The organism is Desertimonas flava (genome assembly GCF_003426815.1).
In the GTDB taxonomy this organism is placed as follows: Bacteria; Actinomycetota; Acidimicrobiia; order Acidimicrobiales; family Ilumatobacteraceae; genus Desertimonas; species Desertimonas flava.
In genome coordinates, this window is record NZ_QKYK01000003.1 from 197,853 (window position 1) to 213,073 (window position 15,221).

Annotated in this window: 19 protein-coding genes; 16 read left to right on the plus strand and 3 right to left on the minus strand. The window is 69.6% G+C overall.

Going from position 1 to position 15,221, the window contains the following annotated elements:
• Positions 1-27 precede the first annotated feature (27 nt).
• From DN771_RS05710 to DN771_RS05745, 8 genes are all read left to right on the plus strand, one after another.
• Positions 28-369, plus strand: coding sequence for a hypothetical protein (locus DN771_RS05710; protein ID WP_116996385.1), 342 nt, complete (start codon positions 28-30; stop codon positions 367-369).
• A complete protein-coding gene (locus DN771_RS05715; protein ID WP_116996386.1) occupies positions 366-662 on the plus strand; it encodes a hypothetical protein in 297 nt (98 codons plus the stop codon). Before DN771_RS05710 ends, DN771_RS05715 begins: the two co-directional genes overlap by 4 nt.
• A complete protein-coding gene (locus tag DN771_RS05720; RefSeq protein ID WP_116996387.1) occupies positions 662-1,453 on the plus strand; it encodes a DUF3560 domain-containing protein in 792 nt (263 codons plus the stop codon). The genes DN771_RS05715 and DN771_RS05720 overlap by 1 nt, the downstream gene beginning before the upstream one ends.
• Entirely contained in the window at positions 1,450-1,887 is a 438-nt protein-coding gene (locus DN771_RS05725) for a hypothetical protein (protein WP_116996388.1), read from the plus strand. The genes DN771_RS05720 and DN771_RS05725 overlap by 4 nt, the downstream gene beginning before the upstream one ends.
• Positions 1,888-2,047: 160 nt before the next feature.
• On the plus strand, positions 2,048-2,236 hold the full coding sequence (locus DN771_RS05730) for a hypothetical protein (protein WP_116996389.1): 189 nt from the start codon (positions 2,048-2,050) through the stop codon (positions 2,234-2,236).
• Positions 2,233-2,559, plus strand: coding sequence for a hypothetical protein (locus DN771_RS05735; RefSeq protein WP_116996390.1), 327 nt, complete (start codon positions 2,233-2,235; stop codon positions 2,557-2,559). The genes DN771_RS05730 and DN771_RS05735 overlap by 4 nt, the downstream gene beginning before the upstream one ends.
• Entirely contained in the window at positions 2,556-2,771 is a 216-nt protein-coding gene (locus DN771_RS05740; protein ID WP_116996391.1) for a hypothetical protein, read from the plus strand. The genes DN771_RS05735 and DN771_RS05740 overlap by 4 nt, the downstream gene beginning before the upstream one ends.
• Positions 2,772-2,822: 51 nt before the next feature.
• On the plus strand, positions 2,823-3,545 hold the full coding sequence (locus tag DN771_RS05745; protein ID WP_116996392.1) for a hypothetical protein: 723 nt from the start codon (positions 2,823-2,825) through the stop codon (positions 3,543-3,545).
• Position 3,546: 1 nt separating this feature from the next.
• Here DN771_RS05745 and DN771_RS05750 read toward each other — a convergent pair whose 3' ends face one another.
• From DN771_RS05750 to DN771_RS05760, 3 genes are read right to left on the minus strand one after another with little or no spacing between them, the layout of a single operon-like run.
• Positions 3,547-3,888, minus strand: a complete 342-nt coding sequence (locus DN771_RS05750) for a hypothetical protein (RefSeq protein ID WP_162941591.1) — start codon at positions 3,886-3,888, stop codon at positions 3,547-3,549.
• Positions 3,879-8,027: a fibronectin type III domain-containing protein gene (locus tag DN771_RS05755; protein ID WP_116996394.1), complete on the minus strand. Its 4,149-nt coding sequence runs from the start codon at positions 8,025-8,027 to the stop codon at positions 3,879-3,881. Before DN771_RS05755 ends, DN771_RS05750 begins: the two co-directional genes overlap by 10 nt.
• A gap of 41 nt (positions 8,028-8,068) precedes the next feature.
• A complete protein-coding gene (locus tag DN771_RS05760; RefSeq protein WP_116996395.1) occupies positions 8,069-8,521 on the minus strand; it encodes a hypothetical protein in 453 nt (150 codons plus the stop codon).
• 175 nt (positions 8,522-8,696) lie between these two features.
• Between DN771_RS05760 and DN771_RS05765 the strand changes: the two genes are divergently transcribed.
• The 8 genes from DN771_RS05765 to DN771_RS05800 all read left to right on the plus strand — a co-directional run bounded on the left by DN771_RS05765 (position 8,697) and on the right by DN771_RS05800 (position 15,219).
• Positions 8,697-10,493 (plus strand): major capsid protein, encoded by a 1,797-nt coding sequence (locus DN771_RS05765; protein ID WP_116996396.1) that lies wholly within the window; start codon positions 8,697-8,699, stop codon positions 10,491-10,493.
• A gap of 69 nt (positions 10,494-10,562) precedes the next feature.
• The gene (locus DN771_RS05770) at positions 10,563-11,777 is read left to right on the plus strand and encodes a hypothetical protein (protein WP_116996397.1); all 1,215 of its coding nucleotides are present in this window, start codon (positions 10,563-10,565) and stop codon (positions 11,775-11,777) included.
• A gap of 114 nt (positions 11,778-11,891) precedes the next feature.
• Positions 11,892-12,683 carry a hypothetical protein gene (locus DN771_RS29995; protein ID WP_205528436.1) on the plus strand — a complete coding sequence of 264 codons (792 nt, stop codon included), beginning with the start codon at positions 11,892-11,894 and terminating at the stop codon, positions 12,681-12,683.
• A 21-nt stretch (positions 12,684-12,704) separates the two neighbouring features.
• Positions 12,705-13,478, plus strand: a complete 774-nt coding sequence (locus tag DN771_RS05780; protein WP_116996398.1) for a hypothetical protein — start codon at positions 12,705-12,707, stop codon at positions 13,476-13,478.
• Positions 13,475-14,032: a hypothetical protein gene (locus DN771_RS05785; protein ID WP_116996399.1), complete on the plus strand. Its 558-nt coding sequence runs from the start codon at positions 13,475-13,477 to the stop codon at positions 14,030-14,032. Before DN771_RS05780 ends, DN771_RS05785 begins: the two co-directional genes overlap by 4 nt.
• Positions 14,033-14,060: 28 nt before the next feature.
• The gene (locus tag DN771_RS05790; protein WP_116996400.1) at positions 14,061-14,348 is read left to right on the plus strand and encodes a hypothetical protein; all 288 of its coding nucleotides are present in this window, start codon (positions 14,061-14,063) and stop codon (positions 14,346-14,348) included.
• 3 nt (positions 14,349-14,351) lie between these two features.
• Positions 14,352-14,726, plus strand: coding sequence for an HK97 gp10 family phage protein (locus tag DN771_RS05795; RefSeq protein WP_116996401.1), 375 nt, complete (start codon positions 14,352-14,354; stop codon positions 14,724-14,726).
• A gap of 61 nt (positions 14,727-14,787) precedes the next feature.
• Positions 14,788-15,219 (plus strand): hypothetical protein, encoded by a 432-nt coding sequence (locus DN771_RS05800; RefSeq protein WP_116996402.1) that lies wholly within the window; start codon positions 14,788-14,790, stop codon positions 15,217-15,219.
• Positions 15,220-15,221: the final 2 nt, after the last annotated feature.

The window sequence follows — 15,221 nt, forward strand, 5'->3', positions numbered from 1 at the left end:
AGCCCCGGGGGCCCGAAAGGAACCCACATGCTGCAACCGCACCAAGACGCCCGGGCACGGGCGATCGACAAATTCATGCGCGGCGTCACCTCGGTCGAACCCGACGGCGACACCGTCTACGCCGCCTGGCAGGTGGCGTCGACCTGGGCCCGCTGGAACGTCGAAGACGAGCCGTGCGACTGGTCCGGCCCGCTCGACCACATGCACTCGCCGCTCGATGCCCACCCGACCGACCCGAAGGTCCGGGAGGCGTGCACGCTGGCGTCGATCGCGGCGATCCAGCTGATGAACGCCACCCCGCATGTTGCCCTCGCGTCGATGAATGCTGAGGAACGCTGGTACGCGCTGAACGACGGGTGGGTGTCATGACCGACCGCACCGACCGACCGATCGTCGCCCGCCGCCCCAACGGCCCACCCGAGAAGCGAAATCAGCCGTTCGCCGTCTCGTGGTTCGCTCCCGTCGTGTACGTCCTCGACGACGGCACCGAACAGCCCGCCACCGTCGGCCCGTACTCCCGGAAGCGTGACGCCGTCGCCGGCTCGACGGAACTGACCGGGATCACGAACATGACGGCCAGCTACCACGACGGCGAGTTCTTCGGCACCCGCACCACGGTCCCGACCGTCGCGTTCCTCGAAGCCCTGCAGGCAGGCCGCTGATGGGCGCCTACCAAGACCGGCTCGACGCCCGACGCCAACGCCTCGAGGACCGCGCCGCGGCGACCCGGGCCGACGCCGAACAGCGACTCGCCACGGTGCACGCCGAGTACGACGCCATCCCGTTCGGCCAGCCGATCATGGGAGCCAGCGACGCACGGCGCCGCGAGAAGCTGCGCGAGCGCACCGGCCGAGCGTTCCGCAGGCTCGACGAGGCCAAGGCGCTCGAGCAGCGCGCTGCCGCGGTCGGCACCGCCGGCATCTCGTCCGACGACGAGAACGCGGTGGCGAAGCTGCAGGCGAAGCTCGCCAAGCTGGATCGCCGCCAGGAGTTCATGAAGGCCGTGAACGGTGCGATCCGCCGCAGCGCCAAGAAGGGCGCCGACGCGCAGGTCGCCGCGATGGTCGCGCTCGGCTACGACGGCCTCGACGAGGACGTCGCCCGCAAGCTGCTCGAACCGGACTTCTGCGGCCGGATCGGGTTCCCGTCGTACGCGCTGTCGAACGGCAATGCCGAGACCCGCCGGATCCGGCTGCGCATCGCCGAGCTCGAAGCGAAGGCCGCGGCGCCAGCGATCGAAGGAGGCTCGAACGGCGACGTCAGCTGGGGTGAGGACAAGGAGTTGAACCGGATCTGGATCGCCTTCCCAGGCAAGCCTGACGACGACACACGCCGAGCGTTGAAGTCGGCCGGGTTCCGGTGGGCGCCCAGCGTGAACCGCTGGCAACGCCAGACGTCGAACGCCGCCGAGTACCACGCCAAGCGGATCGTCGAAGGCCTGGCGGCGTCATGAGCGGCCGCACGCTGCTCGGCTCGATCGCCTACGCCCTGTGCGCCCACGACGAGTCCGACGACCCCGACTACGGCAACGACAACATCGCCGCCTGGATCGAGCGGCAGCTGATCGCCGACGGGCACGTCGCCGCACCGGCCCCGGGCACGCTTCCGGCCGACGCCGAAGCGATCAGCTTCGCTCGCAGCGTGGTGACCGACCTGGACGCCGACGGCATCGAAGAAGCCGACATCTACGCCACCGAGACGTTGCGGCACCACCAGTACATGCTCGCCGGCGGCGGCGACGCCGCCTGGCTGCACATCGTCGAGCTCGACAGCGGCGGCCTGGACCACGCCTACGTCGAAGCGAACCGGTGGGGGCACAAGGCGTTCGTCCCGATCGCGCCGCCACTCGCCCACCGGCTCGCCGACCAGATCGAGTCTGCGCTGTGAGACGGGTGATACCGACCGACGCCGTCCGAGCCGAGGGCCGGTTCGAGCCCGACGGCCCGACTGGCTTCCGGGCACAGCCGCCGTACGCCGTCGACGCTCCGCTGCGGACGACACGGGCCGAGGCGCGCGCCGACATCGACGTGGAAGCACTGGACGCTCGATGAGTCTCGACGACATCATCGGCGATCGGCTGCTCTCCCACGTCCAGGCCCGCCGAATCGCCGCCGATCGTGCGATGTCTGAGGCCGAGCAGGTCGACTGCACCACGCCGCGGGCGCACAGGTTGCGCGGCCGCTACGAAGCCCTGCTCGAGATCGAGAACGACATCCGCTACGGGAGCACCCGATGAGCGCCGACTACCTCACCGCTTGCGCCGAAGCCGCCGACCGCCAGGGCCTCTCGCCCGTCTGTCGGCTGCTAGCCGCCGGCTACGTGCCGTTCGCTCTCGAACAGACCGGCGGAATGATGATGTGCATACGCGTCGCCTACAGCGACGCCGGCAAACCGCACTGGGCGCCCGAGCAGGATGTCCGGTACGCGTGGGTCACGCTCGACGACGACGGCGACGACTTCATGGTCGGCTGGTACGACGAACCCGGCGACCCCGTGCACTGGGACGTCCACCCGCTCGCCACGCTCCCGGGCGTCCTGGCCGAATGGCACGCAGGATGATCCCCGCCCCCGTCGTCGAGCTCAACGCCCCGAGCGACTGGCTGATCGCCGACAGCGCCAAGGCGATCGCCGAGATCCGGGCGGTCATCGCCCGCCGCACCGAAGCCGCGGCGCGCTGGAAGCCCGGACCGTTGCCAGTCCGTCACGGTCGCTACCGGCCCGTCCCGACCCGCCGGCGTCGACGCTGGCACGGCCGCGCGTTCGCTGCCTGAACCCGGCCCGACCGCCACGGCGAGTCGGAGCGTTGGCTACCCTCGCCGTGGATGAGTTCACGGACCCGCGCCGCTGGCGCCACGATCGCCCTGCTCGCCGGCCTGGGAGCCGGCAGCGTCCACGCCACCACGGCCCCTGACGACACGACCGGAGAGCCGCCGCCGCCCGGAGTGTCCGTGATCGGCGATGTCGAGATCCCCGAAGGCACCGGGACCGGCGACGTCGAGGTCGTGCTGCTCGGCGCCCCGTTCGAAGACATCGCCGTGCCGTTCGTGGTGCGCAACAACACCGACGAGCCCTTGTACGGCCTCCGCGCCGAATCGACGGCGCGCGCCTCCGACGGCACCCTCGTCGCCGCCGGCCGCACGCTCGAGGTGGCACCGGTCGTCGTCCCGCCCGGCGGATACGCGTTCGGGGACGTCGCCTACCCAGCGTCGCTCGACGGGACCGAGACCCACGACCTGCAATGGTCCAGCAACGACGACCCCGGCGACGAGATCCAGGTCGACGTCGTCGAAGCCGAGCTCACTGACGACATCGCCGGACCGATGTACGTCGGCATCGCGCGCAACACGTCCGACCACGACGTGACCAGCGCGCTCACCGTGCTGGCCGCGTGCTTCGACGACGCTGGGGCGATCACCAGCATCTCGCACGCGTTCGCCGGGCACGACGGTCTCGCGGCAGGCGCCGAGGTCGGGTTCAACGTCGGCGTGTCACGGGCGGCCGACGGCTGCACGAACGCGTTGATCGCCGTCAGCGGCCGCCGATAGCTCAGTCCGGGTCGGCGGCCGGCCAGTCCGACTGCACGACCAGCTGGGCTCGGCCTTTCGACGGCCATGTCCAGCGTGCACCGGACCCGAACGCGACGACGATCCTGACGTCGTAGGTCCCCTGGTCGGCGTCGACGAGCCACGAGCCGAGCTCGATCCGCACCGTGCGCGCGTCTGCGTCGACGAGCTCGCCGGCGAGCTCGACCCGTGGGTCGAGGCGGCCCCGGCGGACTTCGCCGGTCACGGACACGACCGACTCGAGCGCGGTGATCCCGTCGAGTCGGGCGTCGATCGACGCTCCGATGTCGCCAGCGGTCCGCGTCCATGTCCCGTTCACTGGCATTGGCAGCCTCCTTCGAGTGTGGCGATCACGTAGTCGGGGTCGAGCGTCTGGATCATCAGCGGACCGCAGATCGTCGGCTCGCTGCCGAACACCCACGCCGCGTCGCGGACGGTGACGACCACGACGGTCGGCTCGCCGCCCCAGGTCGCTGCCCCTGGGGTCCAGACGCCGTCGTCCGGTGCGGCCTCGACGAGCACCGGGTCGATGATCCAGGTCTGCGGCTCCGCTCCCGTGGCCCACGGCCCATCGTCGACTGTGACGGTGACGGCGGCCGCATCGACGTGCCAGGTCGTTGCGCCGGCCGTCCAGACGCCGTCCTCGGCCGCAACGACGACAGTGACCGGCTCGGCGGTCCAGGCCGCTTCACCGGACACCCAGGCACCGTCGTCAGCAGTGACGACGACCGCAGCCGGGTCGCCCGACCACGTCGTCGGCCCCGCTGTCCAGACGCCGTCGTCGACGGTGACGGTCACGATGATCGGTTCGGTCGTGAACGCAGCGAGCGTCACCCAGGCGCCGTCGGCTACGGCCACCGCGACCCCGGCCGCATCGCCGGTCCATGTCACCGCCGTGGTCCACGCGTCGTCGACGGCCGTCACCTCGATCACGGCCGGGTCGATGTCCCAGGTTTGCGGCTCGGGGTCCGGCACGCTCGCCGGCATGGTGACCGACCAGCCGCGGGCGATCAACGCCGCACGGTCGTCGTCGGTCGCGGCCGCCGGCGCGGCAGCGTCGTCCATGCGAAGGTTGCCGTTCGACGCGCCGAGCGTGTTCAGCGTCTCGAGGTACAGGCTCGCCGTGGCGCTGTCGATTGGGTTGGAGTGCGCGAGGACCGAACGCAGCAGCGGCGAGATCGGGGCGTCGTAGGTCGTGATGCCGGTGTCCCACACCCACCACTGCTCGACGACCGGCAGCTGCGACATGGGCAGGTGCTGGGTGACGTTCTGCACCCGGACGCAGTAGTGCCACAGCGCCAGCATCGGTGTGTCGCTGACGAAGCCGATCGTCGCGGCGCCCGACTGCTGGTTGGCGCACCGAAGGTCCTGCAGCGTGCCGGCGAGCGGTGTCAGGTCGATGGTGCCGGACAGGTCGTTCTGCTCCATGCACAGCCGGATCATGCTGTCGCAGCCGGTGAAGTCGATCGACGTGACCTCGGCCTGGTAGCACTCGACGTGCGTCAACGCTGCGAGGCCGCTGACGTCGAGGTGGCCGGTCAGCCCGGATTGGGCGGCGAAGAAGTGCTTGAGGCCTGTGCAATGGGTGAGGCCGGTGATGCCGGTGAGCGACTGCGGCGCCCAGTTGAATGTCGCGGGCAGGTTGTCGCGGCCGGAGTCCTGCGTGTTGTCGTAGCCGAGGTTGATGAACTCGACGTCGCCGATGGCCTGTGCGCCGCCGTCGAGCACCCGCATGACGACCACGCCGTCGACGGGAGCGGTGATCGACGGTGTGATACCGGTGGCGAGTAGGGCGTCGCTGGAGTCGCGCCACTCGACCGTGGCGGTCGACCCCGCTACGAGTCCGATCCACGGTGCGAACGTTCCGGAGACACCCGTCATCGTGACGCCGGCTGGCGCTGCTGCGGTGACGAGCGGGTCGATCCAGTACCAGGCGTCCGTTGTGGCGAACGGGACCGTTGATCCGGCAGTGTCGCCGTTGTAGTGCGAGGTCGGCTGCGTCGCCTCCAGCAGACCGAGCCTCGACGGCTGCTGGTCAACGAAGTAGGCGGCCCATCGGGCGAGGTCGAAGTTCGCTGATGCCTCAGCCGAGATCCAGATGCACCGAGGAACCCCGGCCGTCAGGGCGACGGGCTCGTCGAATAGGTAGGTGGACCAGCCTGGCGACGGGAACGGTCCGGAGTAGCCAGCGAGAGTGGCCACGGCGGCTGCTCCGCCATCGATCGGGCCGACGTAGATCGTCTCGGTGATCGTCTCGGCCGGCGCTGCCGGGCCCACGTGCCAGGTGCGCACGCCGTGCAGGTGCACGTCGACGGTCGGCGTGAACGCGAAGCCGCGCCGGTGGGTGGCGTTCCACCACTGAATGTGCTGGCCGTCGCCGCCGGCACTGACGTGGATCGGGCCGACGTCATCGACGGTGAGGAACGAGTCGTACGCCGGCGCCGGCGGCGCCCCGGGCGTCGCGCTGACTGCCGTCGACGCCGGGCCGGTTCCGACCTCGTTGATCGCCGACACCCGGTACCAGTACGTCGAACCGTTGACCACGTCGGTGTCGAGGTAGGTCGTCGCGGTGCTCGTGCCGTCGGCGAGCGTCGACCACGCACCGGGCGCTCCGGCGACATCGGGTGCCCGTTCGACGACGTAGTCGGTGATCGGCGATCCGCCGTCGGCCGGCGTCGTCCAGGCGAGCTCGACTTCGGCGTCGCCCGGCGTCGCCACCAGGCCGGTGACCTGTGCTGGCGGGTCAGGCTCCGGTGGCAGGTCGCCGGCCTCGAAGTTGTCGGCGATACCGCGCATCGCCGAATCGGAGAAGAAGCCCCAGCCGAACCCGACCTTGGTGCCGGTGAGCGGCTCGGACGGATCGGTGTACGTGATGACCGGTGTGTCGAGGTCGTCGACGTAGGCCCGAAGCTCGGTCGCCGTGCCGTCGAGGTCTCTCGCCTCCAGGCGGAACCGGTGGATGCCGGTCAGGTCGCCGATCACCGCCGATGTCAGATCGGAACCCGCCCCGCCTCCGGTGTTCTTGCGAAGCCAGAGAGTGGTGTAGGCGGGCCAGTAGTACAGCATGTAGCCGTCGAGCCAGGGGAACTCGAACACGCCGTTGGATCGCAGTGTGCACGACGTGGTCTCACCGTTGTCGCAGTCCATGTCGACCTGCGAGTACTGGTTCAGGGTGACGCAGTCGCCTGCCCACACGAGTTGATCGCGTCCGTTGCCGGTCGTCGTGACCGCTTGGCTGTTGACACGGGTAACGCCGGAGCCGTTGACCAGGATCCAGTGGGGCGCGAGGGGACCGTCGCCGGCGAAGTCGTCGGAGAACGCTGCGAGCGGCGGCGGGTCGGGCACGAAGTCGAACGTTTGGGCGTAGCCGAGATCGCCTGGCTCGGACTGCCACCACACCACGAACCGGGTGTCGCTGATCTTCTTGATATAGGGGTCGACGCCTCCGGTGAACACGGCGACCTGACTGCCGGGGTCTGTCGTCACCGCCCATGTCGTCGAGTCGACGGTGATGACGTCGACGAAGATGTCCGAGGCGGCGTCGCGGCGGGCCCGCACCACGCTGTAGACGCCGGCGACCTCGGACATCAACGTCATGGTCTGCGGCCGTTCGGCCGACAGCGTGAACGCCGAGGCAGGCAGACTCGTCGGCGTGCCGATAGCGGTGATCGCCCAGGTCGCCAGGTCGACCTCGAGCACCTGACCGAACGTCGCGCCTGTGGTGGCATTCGTCCACACGGCGAGGAAGTGGTTGGCGTCGAGGCGTTGCAGCGAGTTCTGGCGGCCCTCGGTGGTGTCGAACTCGAGGACCGACAGTTCGCTGATCTGGTAGGTGGACGCGTCGACGTTGAGCACCTTGGCGAACCCGTCGTTGTTGGCGCCGTCGTAGGTGACGAGGTACTTCGTGTCGTCGTCGTTGATCTTCGAGACGGCCGGGCCCATGCCGTTGGTCGTGTCGAACTCGAACGAGTGGAGCGTCGACGGCACGCCGGCCGTCACCTGGATCGTGGATGCCCAGCCGTCGTTGGCGTCGCCGCGGTACACGACGAGGAAGATGTCGCCGGTCACGACCTCGACGTCCTGGGAGCTCGTGAAGGCCGGGTCGTACTCCAACGCCGGGCCGGTCGACGTGATGTCCCATGTCGAGTCGTTGACGGTCAACACCTGGGCGAACCCGTCATTGTCTACCGACCGGTAAAAGACCACCGGCTGATAGGGCGTTGCACCGACGGCGACGTAGGGCCGGGACTCCGCTGCGCCGATCGGGTCGAACTCGAACGGGGTGCCGACCTGGGTGATCGTCCCCGCGGCGTCGATGTGGTGGATGACGGCGAAGCCATCGGACCCGACGACCTGGTAGGCGACGACCCAGTGCGTGTCGTCGAGCCGTGCGGCGTTCGGCGTCATGCCGACTTCGGTGCCCGACCAGTTCGACGGGGTGCCGATCGGCTCTACGGTCGCCATTGGTCAGGAGACGTCGCGGTGAGGGGCCGGGATGCCGGCGCTCAGGCCGGGCGCTGGAACGAGTACGTGAACCCGGGGGCGGTGATCGACCCGCCGTTGGTCGGCAACGGCGTCGGCGTGCCCGCGACGTCACGCCGATGCACCGACAGCAGCACGGCGGCCGAGTCGTCTGCGTTCTGCAGGTAGAAGAACGCGCCTGCCCACGACTCGCCTTCGGCGACGGTCGCCCAGGACGCAGCATCGGCGGTGATCGCGACGGCGTTCGACGTGTCGTCCTCAGCGACCGTGACGTTGGCCAGGTCGACACGGCTGTAGCCGGCGGCTTGGGCCTCGGTGGCGACGGCGAGCAGGTCGGACACGAAGTTCATGTCGACGATCGCCGCGGGGTCGGGGAACGCCTGGCCGTCGGTGATGACGCCCATCCGAATGTCGGTGGCAGCCGACACGGCGGCGGTCACCAGGGTGTAGATGCCTCGGTTGGTTGGGACGTGCACGGCGGGCCTCCGATCGACGGGCGTGGTATCCACACACATGGTATGCGTCTTCAGTATTATCATGCGTGGACCGCTCGTAGATCGGGACAGTGGGCGACGTAGTCGGCCTGCGACAGCCACTCAGTCGTGACCCCGGACGCCGGGGCCCTTGGCAGCGCAAGGAGCTACGCCCGCTATGAACCCGATCCAGATCCCCGAGAACCTGTCGGAGCTCGGCGACGACGCGCTCGAGACGCTCACCACGAGCATCGCCGCCGCTGCCGAGGAACTGCTGTCGCAGGACGAGATCACCGACGAGGTGAACGACGAGCTCGAACGGCTCGCCGACGCCCGCGACGCCATCACGGCGCTTACCAAGGAGCGGGCCGCGGCAGCCGCCGCCCGCCAGGAGCGCCGCGACTCCGCCGCCGCACGATTCGCCGACCCCGAGCCGGAGGCCGAGGTCGATGACGTTCCGGCCGCCGAGACCGCCCCCGACGCCGACCCCGAGCCCGAGACCCCGGTCGCCGAGACCGAGCCCGACCCGGAGCCCGACGTCGTCGTCCCCGACGACGCGTCGTCGATCGACGACACCGCTCCGGCCGCCGTCGAGCCGGCCGCACAGGTCCCGGCGGTTTCGGCCGCCACCACCGAGCCGGCACCCACGCCGGCTCCCGCACCGGCCGTTGCGCCGGAGAAGGGGTTGGCCGCCATGAGCGCCAAGCGTTCCCGTTCCACCACGGCTCGCCCCGCACGGGCCGACTTCATGACGGCCACGGCGCACGCGCTCGGTGGTCGTGAGGGCAACCCGTTCGACAACGTGCTCGACCTGGCCACGGCGATCACCAAGAAGCGGCACAGCTTCTCGGTCGTGCCTGCCGGCGTGAAGCGCGACTTCGTGCCGATCGCGTCGGGCATGAAGGAGATCGAGCACGCCGTCGGCGGCGACCTCGAGCAGAACTTCCAGGTGCTGCGCGACCTGCAGGTCGGTGCGGAGGCGCTCGTCGCCTCCGGTGCTGGCTGTGCTCCGTACTCGCCGAGCTACGAGTTCTTCCGGCTCGCCGAGCCGCAGAACCCGGTCGAGGCCGGCACCCCGGTCGTCCAGGCCCCCCGTGGCGGCATCCGCTACATCGTGCCGATGAGCGTCGCCGCCGCGGCCGGCGCGATCGACATCTCGGCCCAGGACCGCGACTACGAGCCGTACGACGAGACGACGAACCCCGACGGTCTCGGCCCGAAGGCGTGCATCTCGGTCGACTGCGCCGACATCGCCGAGGAAGAGGTGTCGGCCGTGTCGCAGTGCGTCACGTTCGACAACCTCCGATACAAGGTGTTCCCCGAGCAGGTCGCCGCGTTCCTCGAGGACGTCGCCGTGCAGTTCGCCTCCACCAAGGAGGTGTTCTACCTCGACTACATCAAGGGCAAGTCGACGGCCGCGACGTCGGCCGGTGCGTATGGCGCCAGCCGCAGCCTGCTGCGTGACTGGACGCACGCCACCGTCGCCTACCGCAAGCGGCACGGGATGCGGCGCAACGCGGTCATCAACGTGCTGGCCCCCGACATCGCGATCGACATCATCAAGCTCGACATCGCTCTGTCGAACGATCGGGGATGGCCCGGGACCGTGTCGGACGCCGAGGTCGAGTCGGTGCTTCGCAGCCTCGGCATCGTCGCCATCTGGTACAACGACAACCCGACCGGGACGACCCCGAACCAGAAGTTCGCCGGCGCCCAGGGTGCCGGTGCCCTGGCGGTGTTCCCGACGTCGATCGTCAGCTACGTGTACGCCCCCGGGACGTTCGTCCGTCTCGACGGCGGCACGCTCGACGTCGGCCTGGTGCGCGACAGCGTGCTGAACCGCACGAACGACCTTCAGCTGTTCATGGAGGAGTGGATCGGCATGGCGAAGCTCGGCTTCGAGTCGGTCCAGCTGACCTCGACGATCAACGTGAACGGCGCCGCCCCGAACTACGTGACCGCCCTCGCTGCGTAACCCAGCTGGTCCGGGGTCCGCGCCGCGCCCACGAGGCGCGGACCCCGGGATCGACTCCTGGAGGCCGACTTGTCGCCCATCTCCCCGCCGAAGATCGTCAACGGACCGGCCGTTACGCCGTCGCTCCGTGGCCTGGTCGCGTCCGCGACCCCTGCAATTGAGGACAACGACGGTTGGGTCGGCGGGTTCACGTGGGATCCCGAGACCTGCGCGATTGTCAACGTTCTTCCGAACGACTGCGGCGGCGACGTCGACTACCCCGACCCGGCCGAGTTCGAGAACTGCGTCACGGTCCTGCCGTCGATGCTCGAGGTCGCGGTCATCCGCGGCACGTTGCACGCCCGGCTGGGCTCGTACCCGACGATCCCTCTGCGGATCCTGGAGGCCGGCACCACCAAGGCCCTCGAGGCCGACTTCTGGACCGGTGTCGGGTCGCGTCACGCCGACTCCGGCGTCGTCGGCAACCAGTACCTCGCCAGCCCCGACGCCACGGTCGTCAACCCGACGCCCGGCACCGCAGTGCCGTTGCGGCAGGGCCTGGCACTGCTGGAGCAGGCGTTGGCCGACTGCGGTGTCGGTGGCCGCGGCATGATCCACGCGCCGGTCGAGGTCGCGTCGCTGTGGACCTACGACAGCAGCGCGTTCGTCGTCGACGGCGACCAACTCGTCACGCTCGCCCGCGGCAACATCCTCGTCGCCGGCGCCGGCTACCCCGGCACCGGGCCCGACTCGGAGTCGACGCCGACCGAGCACACGTTCACCGGCACCGGCGGCATCACCGGCGGCACCTACACGCTGACGGTGCTCGGCGCGACGACAGCGCCGATCGTGTGGGACGCCAACGCGCTCGACGTGCTGCTGAGCGTGCAGGTCGCAGTCGAGCAGACGGACCCGACGTTCGACATCGACTCGATCACCGTCACCGGCGGCCCGCTCGAAACCGCGCCGATCGTCGTCAGCTACCCGACCGTCGGCCCCGTCCAGCCGGCCAGCGCCGACGCGTCCCAGCTGACCGGCACCGCCCCTGCGATCGACGTCGCCACCACCGAAGGTGATGTCGTCACGCCGGCCGCCACGCCCGCTGCCGGCACCGCATGGGTGTACGCGACCGGCCAGGTGCAGACCCGGTTGTCGCTCCCCGAGATCACGCCCGACGAGTTCAAAGAGGCGTTCGACCGCAAGACGAACACCGTCTCGTACCGGGCCTGGCGGCACGCCGCCGCCAACTTCGACCCCTGCTGCGGACCGTTCGCCGTCCTCGTCTCCCTCTACCCCGCCACCTGACCAGGAGAACCTGCCATGACTGCCGCCTGCTACTCAAGCATCCAGGGCCTCGCGATGCGGGCGACCCGAACGAACACCGCTGGTCAGTGGATCCCCGGCCCGACCGGGTCCGCTGTGTCAAAGGGGTTCGTCCAGATCGCCTTCGAGGACAACATCGAAACCGGCACCGAGTACTCGGCCAAGGCGGCCGACGGCACACCCTGTGTCGCCGAGAAGGCTCGTGACACCCTCAAGTGGGTCGCCGCGACGATCGACTTCTGCAAGGTCGACCCTGAGCTCTTCGAGCTCATGACCGGTGTCCGCACGTTGGAGAACTACGCCGGTGACACGGTCGGGTTCACGAAGGGCTCGTTGCCGTCGGTGAACTTCGCGCTCGAGGTGTGGTCGAAGGTGTCCGGCGATCTGTCGAAGGGCGAGTGGATCTACTGGCTGCTGCCGCTGCTCACCAACGGCCGCGTATCGACGCCGACGATCCAGGACGACGTGGCCACGTTCCAGTTCACGGGCAACACGATCGTGAACCCGAACTGGGGAATCGGCCCCTACAACGTCGTTGCCCAGGATGAACTGCTGACGGCCGGCCGGCTGCTCGATCCGGTCCTGGCCGACGAGCACGTCTACCACCGGGTGACCGAGATCGCTCCGCCGACGATCACCTGCGGCTACGTCCCGCAGCTGGTCGAGTGGACCGCCTACGTCGGGACCGCGACCGGCGCCACGGCCGGCACGCCGGGCACGTTCACGCCGTCAGGTGCCGACGCGCCCGCCAACCTCGCAGACCTGCAAGGCGCCAACGTCACGGCGTCACCGTCGACGGCATGGACCACCGGCCAGCATGTGGTGCTCGGTGACTCGTCCCAGGCGTACTGGGACGGCGACTCGTGGGAGTCCGGCGCCGCGCCGTGACGATGACGACGGGGTGACCCAATGACCGCGCCGGCACGCCGCCCGTGCGAGCCGTGGGCCGACGACTTCAACGTCGGCAACCTCGGCCAATCCGAAACGCAAGTCGACCAGGCGTTGATGGCCGCGACCGAGATCGTGTGGGCCCTGTCGGGCCGCCGATACGGGGTGTGCACGGCATCTAACGTCCGCCCGGCCCGCGCTCCGTCGCTCTCGTACGACCTCACGTCGGGCAGGTCGTGGTCGCGGTCGGGCGGCTGGCCGCTGCCGGACCCGTTCTGGCCGATGACGTGCGCGCCCGGCAGGCCGTGGCGGCTCAAGCTGTGGCACCGCTCCGTCATCGAAGTCACCAACGTGACGATCGACGGTGCCGTCGTCGACCCCGAGTCGTACTGGGTTGAGAACTGGCGTTGGCTGGTACGCGCCGACCGGCAGCCGTGGCCGAACACTCAGAACCTCGACGTCGCCGAGAACGCTCCGGGTGCCTGGCATGTGTCGTACCGGTGGGGACGCACCCCACCCCAGTCCGGGATCCGCGCCGTGCAGAAGCTCGCCGCCGAACTGCTCAAGGACGACCTGGGCCTGGACTGTGACCTTCCGCAGCGGGTCACGCAGGTGACCCGCCAGGGCTTGCAGTTCGTCCTCAACGACCCGACGGCCCTGTTGGACAAGGGCGTGCTGGGCGTGAACGCCGTCGACCAGTTCATCGCCGTGGCGAACCCGAACCGGCTCAAGCGGGCCCCGGGCATCTGGCGAGCCGACGACCCGCGGCGCGCCAGCAACCGGATCGGCACATGACCGACCCGGTCACCGCCCGCGCCAACGAGTTGCTCGAGACCGGCATCGAGGCGCTCGCCGGTTCGATCGGCGGCGCGCCTGGCTACACGCTGATCGCGCCGGGCGATCATGCCTGGGACCAGTGCTGCCAGGGGGCGATGTGGGTCCGGATCGTGCGGATCTTCCCGTACGCGTCGTTCCCGAACCCGATCGACGCCAACGTGCAGGTCGTCCACTGTCCCGCCGGCGTCGCCGCCGAGTTGGAACTCGTGTCGCTGCGCTGCCTGCCGAACCCGCAGCAAGCCGCCAGCTCGGCACGCGCGGCGGCGACCGACACGCCCGGCGCCGGCAAACTGCCGTCGACCGTCGACCTCGAAGGTGCCGCGACAAAGCTGCACGACGACGGATGGCGCATCGTCCGTCACGTCGTCGCGCTGCTCGCCCAGTGGCGCGACACCGGCACCCTGTCGACGATGACGCCGTGGGTGCCGCTCGGCCCCGAAGGAGGCTGCGTTGGCGGCGCTTTGACCGTCATCGTCCAACTCTCCCCCGGACGTGATGGCATCGGCTGCTGAATAGGCACCACACATTATGATGCGTGCTATGTCGCGCATCGTTGTCCATGTCACGGCCGCTGTCGGCGGCTACCGCGCCGGCGAAACGGTCGAGGTCGTCGAGAACCGCGAGACCCTCAACCGGATCCGCAACGGCAAGTACGTGCCGATCCCCGACCAAGACATCGGAGATCCGATCGAGATCGCCCCGCTCGCCGCCGTCGCTCCCCCGCTCGACGACCCCGACCCCGACCCCGATCCCGACGCCGAGGACTACGACGACGGCCTCGACGACGACGGCCTCGACGACAACGATGACGAGCCCGACGGCGAGTAGCCGATGGCGAACGTCGTCCGCATCAACTGGTACGGCCTCGACGACCCCACGATCCAAGTCGCGATCACGGGGCCCGTCGAGGAAGCCGCGCGGACCATCCGCCGCCGCATTCCCGTCCGCACCGGCGCACTGCGCCGCTCCCTGCGCACCTACTTCACCCGAACCGCATCCGGGCCGACCGGCATCATCGAAGCCACGGCGAAGCACGCCATCTTCGTGCACGAAGGCACCGGACGCTACGGGCCCCGTGGCCGCGACATCGTCGCCCCGCCCGGCCGAGTGTTCGCCTTCACCGGCTCCGACGGCCGCCGCGTCTTCACCCGGCGCATCAAGGGCCAACGCCCGAACCGGTTCCTCACTGATCCGCTCGGCCTGTGACCCGTCCCGCACAGCCTGAGCGCCCCAACCCCGACGGGACGACTGACAAGGGGTACCGACCATGACTGACGAGCTCGACCCGTCGATCAAGACGTTCACGTCGCAACGCAAGTCCGCCCAGGGCCACCGTGTCCTGTTCGAACTGCCGCCCGGCTCCGGGGAGGTGTACGAGGCCACACCGGACCCGCCAGGCGGCGTGCTGCTCGACCTGTCCATCGTCCAGAAGCTCAAGCCCGACGAGCAGGCCGCCAAGTTCGGCGAGTTTTTCGACACCGTCCTGCTGCCCGAGTCCCGCGACCGGTTCGAAGCCAACTTCCGGTCGAAGGACCCGACGAAGAACATCACGCTGCCCGAGGCCAACGAGGCGCTCGAGTGGCTCATCACCGAGTACGCCGGCCGCCCTACCACGCCTGCCGCCGACTCGCCGAGTTCGGTCGCAGGAACTGGTCCGAACTCGACGCCATCGCCCTCCTTGCCGGCGCCGACCCGCTGACG